The 21,546-nt window shown below is 69.2% G+C and carries 16 protein-coding genes; 10 read left to right on the top strand and 6 right to left on the bottom strand.

The genetic code is table 11. The annotated features are described in order from the left end of the window. The first annotated feature begins 5 nt into the window (after window positions 1-5). The gene (locus tag NBY65_RS20540) at window positions 6-1,235 is read left to right on the top strand and encodes a hypothetical protein (protein WP_150039495.1); all 1,230 of its coding nucleotides are present in this window, start codon (window positions 6-8) and stop codon (window positions 1,233-1,235) included. A 103-nt stretch (window positions 1,236-1,338) separates the two neighbouring features. Here the strand turns inward: NBY65_RS20540 and NBY65_RS20545 are convergent, their stop codons facing one another. From NBY65_RS20545 to NBY65_RS20555, 3 genes are all read right to left on the bottom strand, one after another. Next, window positions 1,339-1,725 carry a DUF805 domain-containing protein gene (locus tag NBY65_RS20545; protein WP_150039496.1) on the bottom strand — a complete coding sequence of 129 codons (387 nt, stop codon included), beginning with the start codon at window positions 1,723-1,725 and terminating at the stop codon, window positions 1,339-1,341. A 168-nt stretch (window positions 1,726-1,893) separates the two neighbouring features. After that, complete coding sequence (locus NBY65_RS20550; protein ID WP_150039497.1) at window positions 1,894-3,111, bottom strand: acetate/propionate family kinase; 1,218 nt, start codon at window positions 3,109-3,111, stop codon at window positions 1,894-1,896. A 74-nt stretch (window positions 3,112-3,185) separates the two neighbouring features. Next, window positions 3,186-3,749 carry a GNAT family N-acetyltransferase gene (locus tag NBY65_RS20555; protein WP_150039498.1) on the bottom strand — a complete coding sequence of 188 codons (564 nt, stop codon included), beginning with the start codon at window positions 3,747-3,749 and terminating at the stop codon, window positions 3,186-3,188. 72 nt (window positions 3,750-3,821) lie between these two features. On the opposite strand from NBY65_RS20555, the gene NBY65_RS20560 reads away from it, so the two are divergent. Together NBY65_RS20560 and NBY65_RS20565 are read left to right on the top strand one after the other, a co-directional pair. Next, complete coding sequence (locus NBY65_RS20560; RefSeq protein ID WP_150039499.1) at window positions 3,822-4,583, top strand: hypothetical protein; 762 nt, start codon at window positions 3,822-3,824, stop codon at window positions 4,581-4,583. Continuing rightward, entirely contained in the window at window positions 4,580-5,854 is a 1,275-nt protein-coding gene (locus tag NBY65_RS20565; protein ID WP_150039500.1) for a protein kinase family protein, read from the top strand. Before NBY65_RS20560 ends, NBY65_RS20565 begins: the two co-directional genes overlap by 4 nt. A 39-nt stretch (window positions 5,855-5,893) precedes the next feature. On the opposite strand, the gene NBY65_RS20570 is transcribed toward NBY65_RS20565, so the two are convergent. Then, window positions 5,894-7,168, bottom strand: coding sequence for a hypothetical protein (locus NBY65_RS20570; RefSeq protein ID WP_150039501.1), 1,275 nt, complete (start codon window positions 7,166-7,168; stop codon window positions 5,894-5,896). A 342-nt stretch (window positions 7,169-7,510) separates the two neighbouring features. Here NBY65_RS20570 and NBY65_RS20575 point away from each other — a divergent pair, with 342 nt between their 5' ends. The 7 genes from NBY65_RS20575 (at window position 7,511) to NBY65_RS20605 (ending at window position 16,875) form a co-directional block, all read left to right on the top strand. Beyond that, window positions 7,511-8,614, top strand: a complete 1,104-nt coding sequence (locus tag NBY65_RS20575; protein ID WP_150039502.1) for a methyl-accepting chemotaxis protein — start codon at window positions 7,511-7,513, stop codon at window positions 8,612-8,614. 41 nt (window positions 8,615-8,655) lie between these two features. After that, window positions 8,656-8,964 carry an STAS domain-containing protein gene (locus NBY65_RS20580; RefSeq protein WP_150039503.1) on the top strand — a complete coding sequence of 103 codons (309 nt, stop codon included), beginning with the start codon at window positions 8,656-8,658 and terminating at the stop codon, window positions 8,962-8,964. Beyond that, window positions 8,961-9,605 carry an ATP-binding protein gene (locus NBY65_RS20585; RefSeq protein ID WP_162530430.1) on the top strand — a complete coding sequence of 215 codons (645 nt, stop codon included), beginning with the start codon at window positions 8,961-8,963 and terminating at the stop codon, window positions 9,603-9,605. Before NBY65_RS20580 ends, NBY65_RS20585 begins: the two co-directional genes overlap by 4 nt. A gap of 5 nt (window positions 9,606-9,610) precedes the next feature. Next, window positions 9,611-10,753, top strand: a complete 1,143-nt coding sequence (locus NBY65_RS20590) for a PP2C family protein-serine/threonine phosphatase (protein ID WP_162530431.1) — start codon at window positions 9,611-9,613, stop codon at window positions 10,751-10,753. Between the two features lie 7 nt (window positions 10,754-10,760). Continuing rightward, complete coding sequence (locus NBY65_RS20595) at window positions 10,761-13,664, top strand: ATP-binding protein (protein WP_150039505.1); 2,904 nt, start codon at window positions 10,761-10,763, stop codon at window positions 13,662-13,664. A gap of 230 nt (window positions 13,665-13,894) precedes the next feature. After that, window positions 13,895-16,324: a methyl-accepting chemotaxis protein gene (locus NBY65_RS20600; protein WP_150039506.1), complete on the top strand. Its 2,430-nt coding sequence runs from the start codon at window positions 13,895-13,897 to the stop codon at window positions 16,322-16,324. A 116-nt stretch (window positions 16,325-16,440) separates the two neighbouring features. Beyond that, complete coding sequence (locus NBY65_RS20605; RefSeq protein ID WP_150039507.1) at window positions 16,441-16,875, top strand: hypothetical protein; 435 nt, start codon at window positions 16,441-16,443, stop codon at window positions 16,873-16,875. A gap of 73 nt (window positions 16,876-16,948) precedes the next feature. Here the strand turns inward: NBY65_RS20605 and NBY65_RS20610 are convergent, their stop codons facing one another. Next, on the bottom strand, window positions 16,949-18,391 hold the full coding sequence (locus NBY65_RS20610; RefSeq protein ID WP_150039508.1) for an efflux transporter outer membrane subunit: 1,443 nt from the start codon (window positions 18,389-18,391) through the stop codon (window positions 16,949-16,951). 3 nt (window positions 18,392-18,394) lie between these two features. After that, window positions 18,395-21,541 (bottom strand): efflux RND transporter permease subunit, encoded by a 3,147-nt coding sequence (locus NBY65_RS20615; protein WP_150039509.1) that lies wholly within the window; start codon window positions 21,539-21,541, stop codon window positions 18,395-18,397. Window positions 21,542-21,546 lie beyond the last annotated feature (5 nt).

A 21,546-nucleotide genomic window follows, 5' to 3' on the forward strand; every position in this document is an offset into this window, starting at 1 on the left:
GCACCATGTCGATAGACGCCGGACTCGCCGTGGCCGACCGCTGGTTCATCGGGCTGTTTGAGCACAAGACCCTGCGCAAGATAGAACAAGCCTTCGAGAACTTATCTCCTGAATTGTGGCATGTCGCCGGGCACCTGATGGTCGGCGGCCAGACCATCAACCACCGTGACGAAACCGTCGGGGGCATCATCGATGCGGCGGAACGCAGCGCGCATCAGGCCTCGGCGTCGTTTCGCTGGTTCTTGCTCAAAGCCGCCCTGCGGAGCATGGCCCAGGCGGCAGCGGCGAGTTTGCGGGAGACCTCCAGGCTGGGCCGGGCGGCCCTGAAGGGCAAACTGGAAATGGCCCGGGAAGGCCAGGCACCGGCTGAAATCGTGTTGAAGTGCATCGACAGCCGCTACGCCACCGGCGCCGACGGCCAGCAGATCGGCGGCGGCCTGGAAGGGCGTGTCGCGGGAAACCTGTTCACCGCCAGCGATGATCCGGGCAGGCTGGGCGAGGCAACCAAGCAGGCGATCCGCGTCGGTCTCGTGAAGCACGTGCCCTCGCTACGGGTGGCGGACCATTTTCACTGCTCTGCCAAGACCACCATCTACCGCAGTTGCCGGCAAACGGATCGGCGTGCCCTCGACAACATGTCCTCGCTGGAGCTTGAAGATTACTGGTTCGCCCGCCAGCAGGAATATCTTGTCCACACGGTCGAACTGCGCACCCGCGGCGTCGGCTTCGACGCCTACGAGCAATTCGGTCTCCGTCTGACGGGCGACCATGCCAGCAAGACCATCGACGCCATGGCCTGTGAGCAAGGGCTGAGCCTGGCGAAGATGGTGACTGCCTATGTCGCGACGCACGAGGCTGCGCTGGGCACGCAACGGCCCGACGTCCGGTTCTCGCTCTTCGATCCCCGTCAGCACCGCCATCATCTGTTCGACCCTTCGCGCGGGACGCAGGGCGAGTTCGTCAGCCTGCCGAACGTCACGCTATGGACACCCTCGTATTTTTCGGTGGTCACCAGGATCATGGGGCAGAACAACCTGTCGGACAGCGCGGTCGCGCCTTATCCCCGGCGCTTCCCGGCGCTCGACGCCCCGCGCCGGGAGGCGCGGCGGCGTGCCGGCGGAGCGTGGCCTGCAGCATGGCCGTCCGGCGCACAGCCCTGCTTTTGCGGGATGCATCGTGCCTCGACGTTGCAGTCAGACTGGCTGGAAAACCGGGACAGACTGCAGTGCGAGTAGATCGCGCCGCGCTTGCCTCACCCGGCCTCGCCGTCGCGGCTGCAGGCAGTGTCTGGTCCCTTCGCCAGATGGCGTAAGGTTCGGCATGCTCCGGCTTTTTGTTCTATGCCGGCACCGGCTTTTGCCCGCCCAGAGGATCGCCGCCGTAGCGGTTGGGACCAGGGCTGCCCGGGGTCGCGAACCAGACGATCAGAATGATCTCGCCGATCACCGGTATCAGGCCCAGCAGCACCCACCAGCCCGACCTGTCGAGGTCATGCAGGCGGCGGACGGCCACGGTGATGCTGGGCACCAACAGGGCGATCGTGCCCAGAGGCAACAACAGGTCACCGGTGCCAATCACCGAATCCAGCACCATGTCCAGGATACCGCAGATGAAGGACACCAGCACGGTGAACAGGATGAACCACCAGTACTCCGAGCGGGACGCACGCCCCTTCAGGTCCACGTACCGCTGAAAAGCCTGTCTGACCGCAGGTACGAATTCCATGATTGCCCTCCTTCGGCGAGGGGGGGCGGCAACCCCGATGCGGTTGTCATGTCGCCATACAGGGAAGTACCGTCCCACACCGTGTGAGGGGGCTCAAGGTGATTGACGGCCGCTGCCGGAAAGTTCCTGCATTCGTGACGGTTCATCCGGTGCCCCTGACGTCAGGCGTCAGGCTACGGCGGCGGTCTGCTGCTGCTGCGCCAGCTCCGCGGTGTCGCAGGCGATCATCCACTCCTCGTTGGTGTTGACCACCAGGGCGGCCGGCCTGCTGCCGGCGCTGATCAGGCCGGAGACACCCCCCACGGCCAGGGAATTGGCATCGGGGTCGATGTCCAGCCCGAGCGGCGCGAGCCGCCGCAGCGCCATCTCGCGGATGCCCGCGGCGTTCTCGCCGATGCCGCCGGTGAATACCACCGCGTCGAGCCGCTGCAGCGACGTCGCCAGCCCGCCGATGGCACGGGCCAGGCGGTGCACCAGCACCTCGATCGCCATCGTCGCCCCGTCATCGCCGGAAGCGGCCGCCTGCGTCAGCTCCCGGCAGTCATGCGACAGCTCCGACAGGCCAAACAGGCCACTCTGCCGGTTCAGGATCGTGTCCAGCTCGTCGACCGTCCAGCCATTGCTGCGCATCAGGTAGACCAGCGCGCCGGGGTCCACGTCGCCGGACCGGCTGCCCATCACCAGGCCCTCCAGCGGGGTCAGGCCCATGGTGGTATCGACGCTCCGGCCATTGACGACGGCGGTGGCGGAAGAGCCGTTGCCGAGATGGGCGATGACCATGCCATGGTCGTGCGGGTCGAGATCAAGCATCCGCACGGCTTCCTGCGCCACGAAACGATGGCTGGTGCCATGAAAGCCGTAGCGGCGCACCCCATGGTCGCGATAGGCCCACATCGGCAGCGCATACATGTAGGCGGCCCGGGGCATGGTCTGGTGGAAGGCGGTGTCGAACACCGCGGCATGCGGGATCCCGGGCAGCCGTTGCAGCGCCACGCGGATGCCGAGCAGCGCCGCGGGGTTGTGCAGCGGGGCGAGGTGGCTGGCGGCCTCGATGTCGGCGATGACCTGCGGGGTGATGATCACCGAGGCGGCAAAGCGTTCGCCGCCATGTGCCACCCGGTGGCCCACGGCCGAGAGCCGGTCCAGCCATCCATGTTGCGCCAATACGTTGAGCACGTCGTCGAGAGCGACCGCATGGGTGGCGTTTGGCAATTGGCGGGTGGTTTTGGTATTTCCATCTTTTACGGTAATGGTTGCGTGGTCCTCGCCAAGTCTTTCGGCCAGGCCGCTCAAGGATGGTGCGCGAACGCCGATCTCGTGCAGAGCGAACTTGAGAGAAGAGCTTCCGCAGTTGAGCACCAGTACAAGGCCAGGGCCACGTGACATGGCGTTTTCCTCCCGTTTGAAGCCTTCGCGATATTGAGGGAGGTGCGGAATGATTTCAACTGTATCGGGTGCTCTCAGCGCGCTGGATCGCCGACGATTCGCCCGAAGATCCGGAAGTCGTGAAACGATCCCTTCCACCAGCCGCGGCCACGCAGGGTCCCTTCGTAACGGAACCCCGCCTTCTGCAGGACATGGTCGGAGGCCGGATTCCCCGGCAGAGTCCAGGCATCGATGCGGTGCAGGCCAAACACGGTGTGGCCGCAGGCGACGATGGCCCGCAGCGCCTCGGTCATCAGGCCGCGATTCCAGAAATCGGGGTGCAGCTCGTAGCCGACCTCGCCGCATTTCCAGTCCTTGATGAAATAATTGAACCGGATGCAGCCGATGAACCGGCCGGAGGGACGGTCATCGATGGCCCAGGAACATCCCTGTCCGCTCGCGAAATTCTCTATCCGCCTTTTGATGTAGCCTTCCATATGATCGCGGCCGGGACTGTCCGGCCAGTTCGAGAACCGCGTCGTCTCCGGCAACTGCATGAGCGCATGATAGGCATCGAGATCGTCGGGGCCGAGCGCGCGAAGCGCCAGGCGATCGGTGGCGAGGGTCGGAAAGACCGGGGATTCCTGGAGAGTCGGCATCTTGTGCTTCCGCAAGGTTCAGGCACCGGGGATTGAACCTGATGCCCGGCAATGACAACGCGGAGATCGACCATGTCCGGCGCCGCCGCATCCAAGCCCGATCCTGCCCCGCCGGCCCCGCGCTGCCGCGTCTTCCGCACCCGCAAGGACAGCCTGTGCCCCTCCGAGGACGCGGTCTGCCTGCATCGCGGGCTGCGGCGCTACGCGCTGGGCGATGGCGCCTCGACCTCATATGCGGCGCGCGGCTGGGCGCGGGCGCTGTGCCGGCAGTTCGTGCTCGATCCCACGCCCGGACCGGACTGGCTGGAGGCGGCACGGCGCTATTTCCACGCCCGCAACACCCCCGATCCGGCCGACTGGTCGGCCTGGCACGCCTTTCACCAGGGCAGCTACGCCACCTTCCTGGGGTTCCACTTCACCGGAGAGGGGCTGGTGGTCGAGGCGATCGGCGACACCGTGCTGTTCGTGATGGGACCGGAGGGAGAAATGGCGATGCATCCACGCCTCGACCCGGAGGATTTCGCCGGCGCGCCGGTGCTGCCGTGCAGCCATGCCGGCCACGGCGCCTTTCCCGACACGGCGGACGCCTTCGCCACGGGGCGCAGGCTGCTGCCGCCACCGGCCGAGGGATGGGCAGGCACGCGGCTGCTCGCCGTCACCGATGCCCTCGCCGCCTGGGTGGCGGCAGGGGAGGGGGCGGCACGGGCGGAGCGGCTCGGGCGCCTGGCCGGCCTGCCCGACGCGGCCGGCTTCGCCGCCCTGGTCGCGGAGGAAACCGCAGCCGGCCGGCTGGCCCGCGATGACTGCACCCTGCTGGCGTTGCAGCCGCAATGAGGTTCCCCGCCGCCGCCGATTACAACGAACTGGTGCAGGTCCCCGGCCTCTGCTTCACCGACGCGGAGATCACCCGCCGCGTCGCCGTCACCGACGCGCTGGGCCTGCCGGTGCCGGTCTCCGGCGCCTCGGCGCTGACCTACCGCTTCGCCGGCCCCGGCCCCGACATCGCCGTGCGTTGCTTCACCCGCGAGATCCCGGACCTGTTCGCGCGCTACGCGGCGATCTCGGCTTTCCTTGAGCGGCTGGGATCGCGCTTCTTCGTGCCCTTCACCTTCCTCGCGCAGGGGCTGCGGCAGGGCCGGGCGGCGCTGCCGGTGATCCGCATGGAATGGATCGAGGGGCCGACCCTGCTCGACTTCGTCCGCGCGCATCGTGCCGATCGCGCGGCGCTGCGGCGGCTGCGCGGGCAGGTGCTGGACTTCGCGCTGGAGCAGAAGCGGTACGGCTACGCGCATGGCGACGTGCAGCCGCGCAACATCCTGGTCGATGCCGCCGGCCGGCTGCGCTTCGTCGACTATGACGGCATGTTCGTGCCCGGCATGCCCTGCCGCGAGCCGGCCGACCTGGGGCACCGGGATTTCCAGTCGCCGCGTCGGGGAAGCGGTGATTTCGCCCCGCATCTCGACCGCTTCGCGCTGATCGCGCTGGAACTGAGCCTGCACGCGCTGGAGCTCTGCCCTGACCTGCTGGTGCAGTTCGACCCACAGGTGCAGGAGGACGCCTTCATCCTGCGCCGGTCGGACTACGCCGATCCCGCCGCCTCGCCGGCATTGGCGGCGATGGAGATGCTGCCCGGCCTGGCGCGGCCGGTGGCGGCGTTCCGCGAGCTCTGCGCCCTGCCGCTGGAGCGGCTGCCCACGCTGGATGCGGTGTGCGGCCGCCCGAAGCTGGCGTTTTTCCGCGATCCCTGGGGGGCGTTGCGGCAGGGTCGCAGGACAGGCCGTGCCGTTGCCGCGCCGGGTGTGGCGGAGTCCGTCCCGGGGGACGCCCCGGGGGACACAGCGACGGATGGTCCGTCCGCGACGGATGCCGGGGGCGGGCAGCGCCTGTCACGGTTCGGCAAATGGGTGCTGGCGGGGGAGATGCCCGGGACCACACCGGACTGGCTCGATCCGCCCGATCCCCCACCGCAGCCACCGATGGCACCGCCTCCGCGGGGGACGCCACCCGCCCTCCGCGCCGTCGCTCCTGCTCCGGCCCCGCGACGGCGGAGCAGGGCGATGCTGGCGGCGGCGCAGTCCTGGCTCGGCCGGCGACGCTGGCCCTGAGCCTGGGGGCAGACGCACAGGGCCTTCGCCCTTGCGCCGTCATGGCGGCGCCCGGAAGGCAAAGCCCGACGGGCCGGCATCCTGTGCCGCCGCGATCGCCTCGGCGAGGCCCGGCGCCTGCCCGCCCGTCCTGGCCACCGGGGCGGTGGCGGCACCGAGGAAGCGCATCGCCGTCCTGGCCGGGGCCGCCACCCGGGCGAGGGAAGGGGCGGGGGTGATGCGCACATAATTCGCCGGCGCCCAGAGCGGCATGCCGTCGCGGTCGTAGATCCCGTTGCCCTCGCCGGGCTGGTTGTCGGGGGCGAGGCGGCGGTGGCCGTAGCCGTAGCAGAGCACCCCGTCGGCGGGCAGGTCGGCGGCGAAATGGATGCGCAGCCGATCGGGCGCCAGCACCTCCACACGGTCGGCGGAGATGACGCGCCTCCATGTGCGCACGGTCCAGCCGATCCCCTCCGCCGCCTGCGCGTCGAGCGGGGCGAAGCCCGCGGAGTGGTCCTGCGCCACCCCGACCAGCAGCGTGCGCGCATCCTGCGCCGTGGCGCTGACGACGCAGGGGCCGGTGGCGTCGATGTCGCCGCCGGCCAGCGCCACCGGCGAGCCGGGACGGGCATAGACGGCCCATTTCTCCGCCAGCGCGCGGGCGAGGCGCAGCGCCGTCTGCACCGTGTCCTGGCGGGACATGTGCGCAAGGCCGTACTCGCCGCGCCGGACCTCGTGCGGAAAGGTGTAGTTCATGTCGACATCAAGCGCGTGGGCACCGACCAGGGCGTTGAAGGACGGGTCGGCGGCGAGATCCTCCATGCCCTGGCGGATCGCCTCGGTGACGGTGTCGGAGGCGTCACGGAAGGGGATGGCACTGACGAACGCGTAGGGGCTGTGCGCAGCATCCTTGCCCAGCGCCTGGCGCACCCAGCCGGCATCGGCACGCACGGCGCTTTCCCATTCCGTCGCGGTCAGGTCGCGGTCGCGCCAGGTGTCGTACTCGCTGTGCAGCCACAGGATCGCCGTCTCGGTCGCCAGCGGATGCGCGTGGCGCGTGATGTAGGTGAGCAGTTCCTGCTCGGGCGGCAGCACCTGCCAGGCGCTGTCGGTGCCCTTTCCGACCCAGTCGCCGACGAAGGCGGTTTCGCCGCTGATCGTCTTCTCCCCCGGCGTGTAGGTGTTGGCGAGCAGATGCACCTGGTCGGCGCGGCCGTCGAAGCCCAGCAGGCGCTCGACCTCGGTCACCAGGGTCCGGCCGCCGGCGCCGCCGAACTCGTTGCCGACCATCAGATACGCGTTCGACTGCCCGCGCAGGAGAATATCAAGTTCCACTTTTCCCCTTTCCTTCCCGATGTCCACGCCGGCCGCGCGGCAAGGAGGATTGTGCCAGGGCGGGACGGGTGCAGACCGTCAACAAGTGGCCATGCGCCGGGTTGATGCCAATTCGGTGCCGGCCGTTACTGGATGACCGCAGGTATTCATTGCAGGTCAATCCAAATTTTTCATGCCTTGTTTTATCTTGCTCCGTCAGCCACATGAGGATAGAAACATAACAACTTATAGTTGCGGACTGTGTGAGACGCTCGACTTTTGCCGTCCCGGTCTCCAGCCCGGACCGGTGCCCTGGTTACGGCGGAAGCCTGGCGGTCACTTCTTCGATGGAGACGCAGGGGCGTGGCTTTGCGAGACCAGTTCAGCGACGCGGCGTCGATGCCGGCGCCCCCTCCCGGCCGCGGCGAGGCCGACGCCGCCCGGGCGCAGGCCGAGGCGGTGCTCGCCCGCTGGTCCATGCTCGGCGAGACGCAGCGCCGCGCCTTCCAGGCGCTGTGCGCCGAACTCGGCGGCACCACCGAGGAAGTCGACGGCAACGTCACCGTGCTGATCGAATCCTTCAACCGCCTCTCCGACAATGCCCGGGCGCAGACCAGCCGGCTGGACCGCACCCTGCGGCTGGTGGACAGCATCGATGCCGGGGATCAGACCATCGAGATCGGCGACCTGATCCGCATGGTGGAGCGCTCGCTCGCCGGGGTGGTCGAGCGGGTGCTGGAGATGTCGAAGCAATCCATGGCGATGGTCTACGCGCTGGACGACGTCGCCACCCATCTCAGTCGCGCCGATGCCTGCGTGCGCGACATCGAGCAGGTCAACCGCACCACGCGGATGCTGTCCTTCAACGCCACCATCGAGGCGGCACGGGCGGGCGAGGCGGGGCGCGGCTTCGCCGTGGTCGCCAACGAGGTGCGCGAGCTTTCGGTCTCGACCAGCGCGCTGGCATCCTCGATGCGGACGGAAATCAATGCCATCACCGCGGTGCTGACCACGAGCCGCCAGCGCCTGGCTGAGGTCGCCACCGTCGACATGAGCGAGAGCCTGACCACCAAGGGGCAGCTCGACATCATGCTCGTGGGGCTGCAGAAGCGGCGGGCGGACGTGGCGGCGCTGATGCACGACATGAGCCAGTCCGCCGCCACCATCAGCGCCGAGATCGACGCCTTCGGCACCGCCATGCTGTTCACCGAGCGCATGCGCAACCGGCTGCAGAACGTCATCGGCGTCATCGGGGCCCTGCGCGAGGCCACGGCGCGGCTGCAGCAGGAGGGGGCGGCGCTGCTGCCGGGCGGGCCTGGATCCGCCATCGACGCGGCCTGCGTGGCGCAGGTGCTGGCGGCCTGCAGCCTGAGCGACGTGCAGCACCGCTTCGGCGGGTGGCTGCGCGACGGCAGGGCTCCGCCCGAACAGCACCGCGACACCGCCGAGACCGTCGAGTTGTTCTAGCCGCTTCATGCCGGAGGCGGAGCCACCCCGAGGGACCGATCATGGATATCAAGGTCAATATTCGGCCGGAGGGCACGGAAGTGTCGCTTTCGGGGAAGCTGACATTCGCCGCGCATGCCGCCTTCCGCACCGTGGTGACCGAGCATGTCGACCGGCCCGGCGGGCAGGCGGTGACGCTGGACCTGGGCGGGATCGAATACATCGATTCCGCCGGGCTCGGGATGCTGCTGCTGGCGCGGGAGGCGGCGCAGAAGCACGGCCGCGCCGTCATCCTGCGCGGCGCGCGCGCCCAGGTCGCCCGCATCCTCAGTGTCTCGAAATTCGACCTGCTGTTCGGCATCCGTCCGTGAGTGGGTCCGTCGCCGGCAACGAGGCGAGCACACCGGACGAGGCCTCCATCCTCGCCGCACTGCTGGCCCCCGCCGGGCGGTTCGTGGAACCGGGTTGCCTGCCGCCGCCGCGCCTGCCGGAGCGCGCCGAGCTGGCGCTGGCGCTGCAGACCGGCACGGCGTGGCGGATCGGCATCGCCGCCGTGCTGCGCGACGCGTTGCGCCGGCGCCTGCACCTGGCGGAGGCACCGGCCGAGGACATCCACATCGCCCTGCACGAGGCAGTGGTCAACGCCGTGGTGCACGGCAATCTCGGCATTTCCAGCGCCGGGCGCGGCAGCCTGGAAGGGCTGGGGGCATTCCTCGAACTGGTCGAGAGGCGGTTGCAGATCCCCCGGCTCGCGGCGCGGGCAGTGACGGTGCTGGTGGTGCGGGATGCGCCGGACCGGATCGGGGTCGAGGTGTCCGATTGCGGCGAGGGCTTCGTCCCCGCCGGCCCGGCCCCGGCCGTGCCGGCGACGCGGCCACACGGGCGCGGCCTGCTGCTGATCCGCATGCTGAGCGAGCACTGCGAATGGCGCCAGGAGACGCGCACGCTGGCGATGCGGTTCCGGCTTTCCCCTTCCGACGACGACAGCCGATGCGACCCTGCCCGACCATGACGAACATGACCGCATGCCCGATCCTCGTGGTGGAGGACGGGCCGACCAACCGCACCATCATCACCGCGCATCTGCGCCGGGCGGGGTTTGAGGACCTCATCGTCGCCGAGGACGGGCAGCAGGCGCTGGCGGCGCTGGAGGAGCGGACGCCCGACCTTGTCCTGCTCGACATCCTGATGCCGGTGCTGGACGGCTTCGCCACCTGCCGCGCGCTGCGGCGCGACCGGCGCTGGAGCGACCTGCCGGTGCTGGCGATGACCGGGCTGGAACAGGCCGACGAACGGGCGCGCATCTTCGCCGCCGGCGCCACCGATCTGATCCTCAAGCCGATCAACTCGGCCGAGCTGATCGCGCGCATCACCAGCCACCTGCAGAACCGGATGCTGATCCGCAGCCTGCGCGAGCTGAACGAGCGCACCACCGCCGAGCTGGCGGCGGCGCGACAGATGCAGGAGACGTTGCTGCCTGGCACCGCGCTGCTGGCGCAGATCGAGGGGCAGTACGGGGTCTCGCTGGCGTCGCGCTTCGCCCCGTCCACCGAACTCGCGGGCGATCTGTGGGGAGCCTGGCCGATCGATGCCGAGCGGTTCGGCCTGTTCGCGCTGGACGTGGTCGGGCACGGCACCATCGCCGCCATCAACGCCTTCCGCATCCATACCCTGCTGTGGCAGGGCATGACCGACCATGCCGATCCCGGCCGCTTCCTGGAAAGCCTGAACCGCAAGCTGCGGCCGCTGCTCGCGGCCGGGCAGTTCGCCACCATGTTCTACGCGGTGCTCGACGTGGCGCGCGACCGCATCGACTACGCCGCCGCGGGCTATACCAGCCCGGTGATCGGCAACGGCGCGGCGACGCGCCTGCTGGACGGCAGCGGCCTGCCGCTGGGCATCACCCAGGACGCCCGCTACGAGACCCGCACCGCGTCCTGGATGGCGGGGGAGGCGCTGCTGCTCTACAGCGACGCGCTGAGCGAGGCCGAGGCGCCGGGACAGGGCGGCAGCCTGCTCGGTGAGGAGGGGGCGCAGTGCCTGTGCACCGAGGCGCTGCGCACCGGATCCGCCCCGCTGGCGCTGGAGCGGCTGGCCGGCGCGATCCGTGCCGATGCCGGGCTTGACGACGACCTGACCCTGGTCTGCGTGATGCGGTAGCGCGGCGATGCCGGGGCGCCGCCGCCGCCTTACCGCCCTGATGGCAGCGTTGCGCCGCCACTGCCCGCCGCCGGCCTGGCTGCTGCTGGCCGGGCTGGCGCTGGCGCTGGTCTGGGGCGCGGCGGCGCTGCACCTGCGCCAGAGCCGGGCGGAGCTGGTGGCGGCGCAGCGGGAGGAGCTGGCGACGCTGGCGCGCATCCTGGAACACCAGGTGCGCAGCGACATCGAGAACATCGACCGTACCATCCTGCTGCTGCGCTCGCTGCTGGAGAGCCAGGGCGAGGGCTTCGACCTGGCGGGCTGGGCGCAGACCGCCTCCTTCCGCAACGAGCTGATCGTGCAGGTCGGCCTGATCGGTCCGGACGGGATGCTGCGCGCGACCAATGTCGGCCGGTTCGGCGGCCGCATGGACCTGTCCGACCGCGAGCATTTCCGCGTGCATCTCGGCACCGAGCGCGACGAGCTGTTCATCAGCAAGCCGGTGTTCGGCCGCGCCACCGGGCGATGGACGCTGCAGTTCACCCGACGTTTCAGCGCCCCCGGCGGCGGGTTCGGCGGCGTCATCGTCGTCTCGGTGGACGTGGAAGCGTTGTCGCGCTTCTACGAGGCGGTCGGAACGGCGGACGGATCCTCCATCGTGCTGTTCGGCTTCGACGGCATCACCCGGGCCACCGGCCCGCACCTGGCCAGCCGCATCGGCCAGCCGGTTCAGCACCCGGAGATCGTGGCCCGCACCCAGGCGGAGGACGCCGGGACCATCGAAGGGATGATCCGCGGCGAGGCGAGCCTGCTGGCCTTCCGCCGCATCGCCGACCGGCCGCTCGGGGTCACGGTGCGGCGGGCGGAAGCGAAGGTGCTGCAGGATTTCCGCGAGCGGCAGGGCCTCGTGCTCGGCGGCGCCGGCGGGGTGAGCCTGCTGATCCTGGCCATCCTGATGGTCTCGCACGGGCTGCAGCGGCGTCAGCGGGAGGCCATGCGGATGCTCGACGCGATGCTGGTGACGACCAGCCAGGGCATGCAGATCACCGGGGCGGACGGGCGCGTGCTGGTCACCAATCGCCGCACGGCGGAGCTGCTGGGGTTGCCCGCGGAGCTGGCCGGGACGGACACGGACTGGGCGGAGTTGCGCGAATGGCTGGTGGCGCGCGGCGACGTCGACCTGGACCCGGAGTCCCCCCCGACGTCGATGGCCGACGCCATGACCGGCCAGGAACGGGCTGAGGAATACGCGCGGCCGGACGGCTCGGTGCTGAAGGTGCGTACCGTCCTTCTGCCGGAGGGCGGCATCGTCCGCATCTTCACCGACGTGACCAGCCGCCACCGCGCCGTGGTGGCGCTGGAAGCGGCGCGCGACGCCGCCGAGGCCGGGCTGCGCGCCCGTGCCAGCTTCCTGGCGACGATGAGCCACGAGATCCGCACCCCGATCAACGGGGTGATCGGGCTGGCGGAACTGCTGCAGGGCACGATGCTGGATGCGCAGCAATTGCTGTGGGTGGACCGGCTGCAGGCCTCGGCCGACCATCTGCTGCGGCTGGTTGACGACATCCTCGATTTCTCCCGCCTCGATGCCGGGCAGATGCCGTTCGAATGCATCCCCTTCCGGCCGGATGCCGTGGCGGAGGGCACGTTCCGCATGCTGGAGGCGCGCGCGGCGGAAAAGGGGCTGGGCTGGACGCTGGAACTGCCGCCGGCCCCGCCGCCGGCGGTGCTCGGCGATCCCGGGCGGCTGCGCCAGGTGCTGCTGAACCTGCTCGGCAACGCCATCAAGTTCACCGCCTCGGGCGGCGTGACGCTCGGCCTCGCGCCGGCGGTGGTTGCCGACGGGCAGGCGGAACTGACGTTCACGGTGCGTGACAGCGGCATCGGCATCGCACCGGAGGCACTGCCCCTGCTGTTCCAGGAATTCTCCCAGGTGGACGGCTCGATCTCCCGCCGCTTCGGCGGCAGCGGGCTCGGTCTCGTCATCTGTGCCCGGCTGCTGGAGCGCATGGGCGGGGACATCGTCGTGGACAGCCGGCCCGGCGAGGGCAGTTGCTTCCGCGTCCGCCTGCGCCTGCCGCTTGCCCCGGACGCCAGGGCGAGCGAGGCAGCGGGGGCGGTGGTCGCCTCGCCGCTGCCTCCGCGACTGGCCGGGCTGCGCATCCTGCTGGCGGAGGACGACCAGACCAACCAGCTTGTCACCACCGCCATGCTCGATCGCCTGGGCCACAGGGTGGAAGTGGCCGCGGACGGGCACGCGGTGGTGGAGGCGATGCACCGCGGCGGCTTCGACCTGGTGCTGATGGACATGATGATGCCCGGCCTGGACGGGCTCGGCGCCACCCGCGCGATCCGCGCCATGCCGGGCGTTGCCGCGGGCCTGCCCATCATCGCCCTGACTGCCAACGCCCTGCCGGGGGACCAGCAGCATTGCCGGGACGTCGGGATGGACGACTTCCTGGCCAAGCCGGTACGGCTGGCGGCGTTGCAGGCGATGCTGGCCCGGCACGCGCCCCGCCTGTCCGCCGGGCTGACGGATGGCGTGCCGGCGGATCCCGCCCCGTCCAAGGGCACGGCGCCGGCAGGAGAGGCGGCCGGCTTCGATCCCCGTCCCGTGCGCGAGATGATCGCGGAACTGGGCAAGGAAACCTATGCGATGATCCGCGACCAGTTCCTTGCCGAGATGGAGGCGCGGCTGACGAAGATGACGGAGCTGCTCGATCGCGGCGAGCGCGAGGCGCTGCTGCGGGAGGCGCATTCGCTCAAGAGCGCGGCGGCGGCGTTCGGGCTGGTGGCGTTGTCACGCATGGCGGGCGAGACGGAGCGGGGCGCGACCGACGACGCGCCGGAGGTGACGGCCGCGCGGATCGCGCGGCTGCGCTCGCTGGCCGCTGCCTGCCCGCTGGCCGGGCTGTCCGGGGCCACGCCCTGACACTAAAATAATTCTGGGTTTGGACAACGTGATATTTGAAATGCCGTCCGTTATTCAGTAACGGCATACGCCTTTTGCGTGTGCATGCTGAGATTTTCTTCTCTTTCACGTTGAAGAAGTATTAGAATTCTCCATCCTTCGGGCGCATGGGCTACCGGGGCCCGATACCTCCACCGGATTTCACCCGAAGCAAATGACCGATTGTGCAGGCATCGGTCCCAGGAGAATCCATGTTTGCTTTCGTGAAAGCGCTCGGGATCAAGCTCAAGATCATCGCCGGCTTTGCCGTGGTGCTGGTGTTGCTGGTTGCCGTGTCGGGACTTGCCGCGCGCGGGTTTTCCCAGGTCAAGGATCAGTTCGAGGTCTACCGCCAGCGGGTCAGGGTCGTGGCCATCGCCCGCCGGCTCGACCGCGATGCGGTCGAGCTGCGCCGGTTCGTCCGCGAATACGCCCTGACGGGCATCGAGGCCGACGCGGACCGGAGCGAGCAGATCGCCCAGTCCATGCGCGGCCAGATCCGCGACGCCCTGGAGGTGATCCGCAGCCCCGAACGCCTGCAGCGCACGCGCGACCTCTCCGAGCGCTTCGAAGCCTATATGCGGAACTTCGACACCATCCGCCGCCAGCGGCGCGAGCAGGACCGGCTGGTCGCGGAGGTGCTGGACCCGACCGGCGGCCGGTTCTCCGCCCAGGCGGCGGCGCTGCGCGAGGCCGCCGTGGCGAGCAACGACCCCGCTTTGGTCGCCAGCGCGGTCGCCATCGCCGAGCACGGGCTGCTGGCCCGGCTCTATGCCAACCAGATGATCGGCCGGCGCGATGCCGGCTTCGTTCCCAAGGCCCGGCAGGAATTCGCCGGCTTGCGCGGGATGCTCGATCGGCTCGGGCACCGGGCCAAAGGCGGGGCGCTGGCCGGGCCGTTCGGCGACGTGGCCACGCTGGCGCCCAGCTACGAGTCCGCCTTCGAGCGTGTCGCCACGCTGGCGACCTCCACCTTCGACCTTGTCAAGGCAAGTGCCGAGGTCGCAGCGCGGTTCAGCGAGGATACCACCTTCATCCGCGACAGCGGGGTCGAGGACGAGCACGCAATCGAGATCCAGGCCTTCGAGACCATCAGCTCTGTCCAGCAACTGTCGCTGTGGCTCGCCGTGGCCGGGATCGCACTCGGCACCGCCTGCGCCTGGTGGATCGGCGGCCTGATCGCGCGGCCGGTGGTGGGCATGACCAAAGCCATGCGGCACCTGGCCAACGGTGACACCTCGGTGGAGATCCCGGGGCAGGGCAGCGGCGACGAGATCGGCGAGATGGCCAAGGCCATGGCCGTATTCAAGGAGCAGATCATCGCCAACGAGCGCATGCGCGCCGAGCAGGAGGCGCAGAAGCGCCGGGCCGCCGAGGAGCGGCGGCTGGCCCTGCGCAAGATGGCCGACAGTTTCGAATCCCAGGTCGGTTCGGTGATCGAGGGGGTGACGTCGGCGACGGTCGAGCTGCAGGCGTCTTCGAAGCAGATGGCCGCCACCGCGGACGCAACCAGCCGGCAGGCAACCGCGGTGGCCGGCGCCGCACGGGATGCTTCGGCCAACGTGCAGACGGTCGCCGCTGCCACGGAGGAACTGGCGTCCTCGATCCGCGAGATCACCGGCCAGGTGGACCGCACGCAGGTGGTGGCACGCCGCGCCGACGACGCCGCGAAGACCACCAGCGAGATGATCCGCAAGCTGTCCGAAAACGTCACCAGCATCGGCGAGATCGTCGCGCTGATCAACAACATCGCCTCGCAGACCAACCTGCTGGCGCTGAATGCCACCATCGAGGCGGCGCGTGCGGGCGAGGCCGGGCGCGGCTTCGCCGTGGTGGCGAGCGAGGTGAAGGGGTTGGCCGGCCAGACCGCCCGGGCCACCGACGAGATCGCCACCAAGATCGCGCTGGTGCAGAGCGGCACCGCCGACGCGGTGAAGGCGATCGGTTCCATCACCGGGGTGATCGGCGAAATGAGCGAGATCAGCGGCTCGGTGGCGGCGGCGGTGCAGGAGCAGACGGCGGCGACCGGCGAGATCGCGCGCAATGTCGAGCAGGCCGCCGGCGGCACCCAGGTGGTCTCGCACAGCATCGGCGATGTCGAGGTGGCGGCGCGGGAGACCGGCGGCGCGGCCGGGCAGATCGACGGCGCGGCGAGCGAGCTGGCGCAGCTCGCCGTGCGGCTGAAGAGCGAGGTGACGCGCTTCCTCGATCAGGTCCGGTCCGACAAGGACAAGCTGCGGCTGGCCAACTGGGACGACACCCTGTTGGTGGGCGATCGCGAGGTGGACCGGCACCATCGCGAGATCCTTGAGCAGATGAACAGCTACTTCACCCGGATGATCGACGGCGAGGGCGGCGCCGGCGCGATGGAGATGCTGCAGGTGCTGGATTCCTCGATGCGGCAGCACTTCACCCAGGAAGAGGCGCTGATGGCGCGGGTCGGCTATCCGGGCCTGGTGGAACATCGCGCGGTCCACGAGCGCTTCCTGCGTGACCTGGCCGCGCGCGGGGAGGCGCTGCGGAGCGGACGGCCGGAAGCAGGCAGCGCCTTCTTCGAATTCGCCGCCGGATGGTTCAAGGAGCATATCCAGAAGCAGGACAAGGCCATCGGCGAGTACATGCGCCAGAAGCGCGCGGCCTGAGAGGGCGACGCCGCGACCTGTGTCTTGGGTTCGTGGATGTATGCGATAGTGTGCGATGCTTCACACGGGCGGGCGGGATGGGTCGGATCCCGCCCCGCAACCAGGAGTGAAGGATCATGCCGCAGACGAATGCCCGGCCGGCGACATCGCCGCGTCCGGACGAGGTCATCACGCCGAACCAGTTCAATCTGTCAGGGGGGGGGCTGCGCGTCCTGTACAGCACGTCCGGCTTCGACGGCCGGCCGCACTTCACCTATGCGGACGGCCGCCGCACGCTGAGCTTCACCGGCAACCAGATCGACGTCACCGAGACCCCGGGCCTGGGCACGGTGGTGAGTGTGCTCACCCAGCCGAACTTCGACCTGGGATCGATCCATTTCAACCTGCTGCTGCCGCATGTGCAGATGACGCCGCCGTACGGGCCGGTGCGGATCAGCACGGAGGGGATCAGCCGCAACGACGGCCTGACGTTCAGCCTGCCGCACTCCAGGCAGCTTGATTCCTACACGGTGATTCCGCTGCACGGGACCGCGTCGCACGTGGTGTTCTGAGTCCCGCCGCGCAGCGAGACTGGGGTGCAGGGGCCTTGTGGCCCCTGCCGGGTCGAGGGCGGAGCCCTCGTCTTTACTTCTGCGACTTCTGCTCTGCGAGCACGGTGCGTTCCTGCCAGCCGCCGCCAAGTGTCTTGTAGAGCGTGACGAGATTCTGCAGTCGCTGCGATTGCATCGTGATCAGTGACTGCTGGGCGGAATAGAGCGAGCGCTGGGAATCGAGCTGGGTGAGGTAGGTATCAACCCCGGCACGGACCCGCATCTCGGAAAGCCGGTAGGCATCGGCATAGGCGGCGACCAGGGCTTGCTGGGCCTGGATCTGCTGGTCGTAGGTGCCGCGGGCGGCGAGCGCGTCGGCGACTTCGCTGAAGGCGGTCTGGATCGCCTTCTCGTACTGGGCGACGTTGATGTCCTTCTGCAGCTTCGCGTAGTCCAGATTGGCCGTGTTGGCCCCGCCGGTGAAGATCGGCAGGGTGATCTGGGGCGCGAAGCTCCAGGCGCCGGTGCCGCCCTGGAACAGCTTCGACAGTTGCAGGCTGGAGGTTCCGCCTGAGGCGGTCAGCGAGATGCTGGGGAAGAAGGCGGCGCGGGCGGCGCCGATGCTGGCATTCGCGGCCTTCAGGTTGTGTTCCGCCGCCAGCACGTCCGGGCGGCGCAGCAGCATCTCGGAGGGCAGGCCGGAGGGGAGTTCCGTCAGCAGGCGGGTGGCCTGCAGCGGGCGCGAGCGCAGGGTTTCTTCCGGGATCGGGCCGGCGACCAGCAGTTCCAGGGCATTGCGGTCCTGGGCCAACTGGCGCGTGTAGAGCGCGAGATTGGCGCGTGCGGTTTCCACCGAGGTCTGGGCCTGGCGCAGCGCCAGCGTGGTGGCGGTGCCCTGGTCGTAGGTCTGCTGGGTCAGGCGATAGGATCGTTCCTGGCTTTCGAGCGTCTTGCGGGTGAGGTCGAGCAGTTCCTGGTCGGCGAGCCAGATCAGGTAGGCGTTGGCGACCTGCGCCACCAGGCTGAGCTGGGTGGAGCGGCGGGTTTCCTCCAGACCAAGGTAGGTTTCGAAGGCCTGGCGGGTCAGGCTGCGGACGCGGCCGAACAGGTCGAGCTCGAAGGCAGTGGTGCCGATGCCCGCGCTGAAGCTACGGGTGGTGACATTGTTGGGGGCGGAGCTGTACGGCGCCAGCGAGGCGGATTCCGAGGCGGTGGCGTTGACCGTGGGGAACAGGGCTGAGCGCTGGACCCGCACCTGGGTCTCCTGCGCCGCCACGTTCAGGATGGCGACGCGCAGGTCGCGATTGTTCTGCAGGGCCAGGGTGATCAGTTTCTGCAACGCCGGGTCGGCGAAGAAGTCGCGCCAGCCGATCGCATCGGGGGCGGGTGCGTCGGCGGCCGGGATCCCCAGGGCCGGATAGGCGGGACCGGTGGGCCAGGCGGTGGGGATCGGGGCGGCGGGGCGTTCATAGGTGGGGTCGAGGCTGCAGCCGGCGAGGGCCACGGCCAGGGGCAGGACGAAGGTTCGGAGTTGCATGGATCACTGCCCCAGGGCCGGATGAGCCGCGCTGTCCTGTGGCTGCGCGGCGGGCCTGGTGCGGAAAAGTTTCAGCACCAGGACGAAAAAGAGCGGCACGAAAAGGATGGCGAGCAGGGTGCCGGCGAGCATGCCGCCGATCACGCCGGTGCCGATGGCGTTCTGCCCGCCCGAGCCGGCGCCGTTGGAGATCGCCAGCGGCAGCACGCCGAGCATGAAGGCCAGCGAGGTCATCAGGATCGGGCGCAGGCGCTGGCGGGCCGCCTCCAGCGTGGCGGCGACCAGATCCTCGCCGCGGTCGAAGCCGGCCTTGGCGAACTCGACGATCAGGATGGCGTTCTTCGCGGTCAGGCCGATGGTGGTGAGCAGCGAGACCTGGAAATAGATGTCGTTCTCCAGGCCGCGGCTCCAGGTGGCCAGCACCGCGCCGGCGACGCCGAGCGGAGCGGCGAGCAGCACCGCCACCGGGATCGCCCAGCTTTCATAGAGCGCGGCGAGGCAGAGAAAGACCACCAGCAGCGACAGCGCGTAGAGGGCAAACGTCTTCGAGCCCGCCTGCTGTTCCTCGTAGGACAGGCCGGTCCATTCGTAGCCGATGCCGGTGGGCAGGCGCGATGCCAGCCGTTCCATCTCGGCCATGGCGGTGCCGGTGCTCTGGCCCGGGGCCGGGGTGCCGAGGATCTCCATCGAGGGGACGCCGTTGTAGCGTTCCAGCTTCGGCGAGCCATGGCCCCAGCGCGCGGTGGCGAAGGCGGAGAACGGCACCATCTGCCCGCTGCTGTTGCGGACATACCATTTGTCGAGGTCGGAGGGCTGCATGCGCGCGGAGATGTCGCCCTGGACGTAGACGCGCTTGATGCGGCCGCGATCGAGGAAGTCGTTGACGTAGGTGGAGGCGAGCGCGGCCGAGACCGTGTTGTTGATATCGGAGACGGTCAGGCCCTGGGCGGAGGCGCGTTCCCAGTCGATCACCAGCCGGTACTGCGGCTCGTCATCCAGGCCGTTGGGACGGACGGCGGCCAGCAGGGGGTTTTGCGCCGCCATGCCGAGCAACTGGTTGCGCGCGGACATCAGCGTGTCGTGGCCGAGCCCGGCCTGGTCCACCAACTGGAAGTCGAAGCCGGTGGCATTGCCCAGTTCGATGATGGGCGGTGGGGGGAAGGCGAAGATCATGGCGTCCCGGTAGCCGCCGAAGCGGCGCATGAAGCGCCCGGCCAGGGCGTTCACGCTCTGCTGCGGCGTGCTGCGCTCTTTCCAGTCCTTCAGGCTGATGAAGGCGATGCCGGCGTTCTGGCCACGGCCGCCGAAGCTGAAGCCGGCGACGGTCAGCACGGATTTGACGGTGCTGGCTTCCTCGTGCAGCAGGTAGTTGGAGACTTCTTCCAGGGCGCGGTTGGTGCGGCCGGCGGCGGCGCCCGGCGGGGCGGTGACCTGGACGAACATCATCCCCTGGTCCTCGTTGGGCAGGAACGAGGTGGGCAGGCGCAGGAACAGGAAGACCATGCCGCCGACCACCAGCCCGTAGACCACCAGCCAGCGCAGCCGGCGGTTGAGCATGTGCCGCACGCCGCCGCCATAGACCTGGGTGCCGCCGGCCAGGAAACGGTTGAACCAGCCGAACAGGCCGCGCTTCGGCCCGTGGCCGTGCTTCGGCGCCTTGAGAAGGGTGGCGCAGAGGGCGGGGGTGAAGATCAGGGCGGTCAGCACCGACAGCGCCATGGCACTGACGATGGTGATCGAGAATTGCCGGTAGATGACGCCCGAGGAACCGCCCAGGAAGGCCATCGGCAGGAACACCGCCGAGAGCACCAGGGCGATGCCGACCAGCGCGCCGCTGATCTGGTCCATGGACCGGCGGGTCGCCTCCAGCGGCGACAGCTTGTCTTCCTCCATCACCCGTTCGACGTTCTCGACCACGACGATGGCATCGTCCACCAGCAGGCCGATCGCCAGCACCATGGCGAACATGGTGAGCGTGTTGATGGTGAAGCCGACCGCCCAGAGCACCCCGAAGGTGCCGAGCAGCACCACCGGCACCGCCAGCGTCGGGATCAGCGTCGCGCGGAAATTCTGGAGGAAAAGGTACATCACCAGGAAGACGAGCAGGATCGCCTCGAACAGGGTGCGGACCACTTCCTCGATGGAGAGGCTGACGAAGGGGGTGGTGTCGTAGGGGTAGACCACCTCCAGCCCTTGCGGGTAGCTCGGCCGCAGGCGCTCCAGCGTGGCGCGGACATTGGCCGCGGCCTGCAGCGCGTTGGCGCCGCTGGCCAGCTTGACCGCCAGCGCCGAGGACGGCTGGCCGTTGTAGACAGAGGTGGTGCTGTAGCTCTCGCTGCCGAGTTCGATGCGCGCCACGTCGCGCAGGCGCACCTGCGAGCCGTTGGCGTTCACCTTGAGCAGGATGGCACCGAATTCCCCGGGGGTCTGCAGGTAGGACGGCCCGATGATGGTGGCATTCAGCTGCTGCCCGTCCTGTTGCGGCAGGGCGCCGAGCTCGCCCGAGGCGATCTGCACGTTCTGCGCCGCGATCGCCGTGGTGACGTCGCTGGTGGTGAGGGCGTAGTTGTTCAGCTTGACCGGATCGAGCCAGATGCGCATGGCCCGCTGCGCGCCGAACAACTGGTAGTCGCCCACGCCCGGGGTACGGCTGAGCGGGTCCTGGATGTAGGAAGCGATGTAGTCGGCGATGGCATTGCCGTCCATGCTGCCATCTTTGGAAATGAAGCCGATCACCATCAGGAAGTTGGTGGTGGCCTTGGCGACGCGGATGCCCTGCTGCTGCACCGCCTGGGGCAGGCGGGGCTGGGCGAGCGAGAGCTTGTTCTGCACCTGCACCTGGGCCGTGTCCGGGTCGGTGCCCTGGGCAAAGCTCAGGTTGATGCTGATGCTGCCGTCCTTGTTGCTCTGCGATGAGAAGTAGAGCAGCCCGTCAAGGCCGCTCATCTGCTGCTCGATGACCTGCACGACCGTGTTCTGCACCGTCTCGGCCGAGGCGCCGGGATAGGTGACGGTGATGCCGATCTGCGGCGGCGCGATCGAGGGGTACTGGGCGACCGGCAGGGTGTTGATGGCCAGCGCGCCGGCCAGCATGAGCACGATGGCCAACACCCAGGCGAAGATCGGGCGGTCGATGAAGAAGCGGGCCATGGCGG

Origin of the sequence: Rhodovastum atsumiense, from assembly GCF_937425535.1 — a bacterium.
In the GTDB taxonomy this organism is placed as follows: Bacteria; Pseudomonadota; Alphaproteobacteria; order Acetobacterales; family Acetobacteraceae; genus Rhodovastum; species Rhodovastum atsumiense.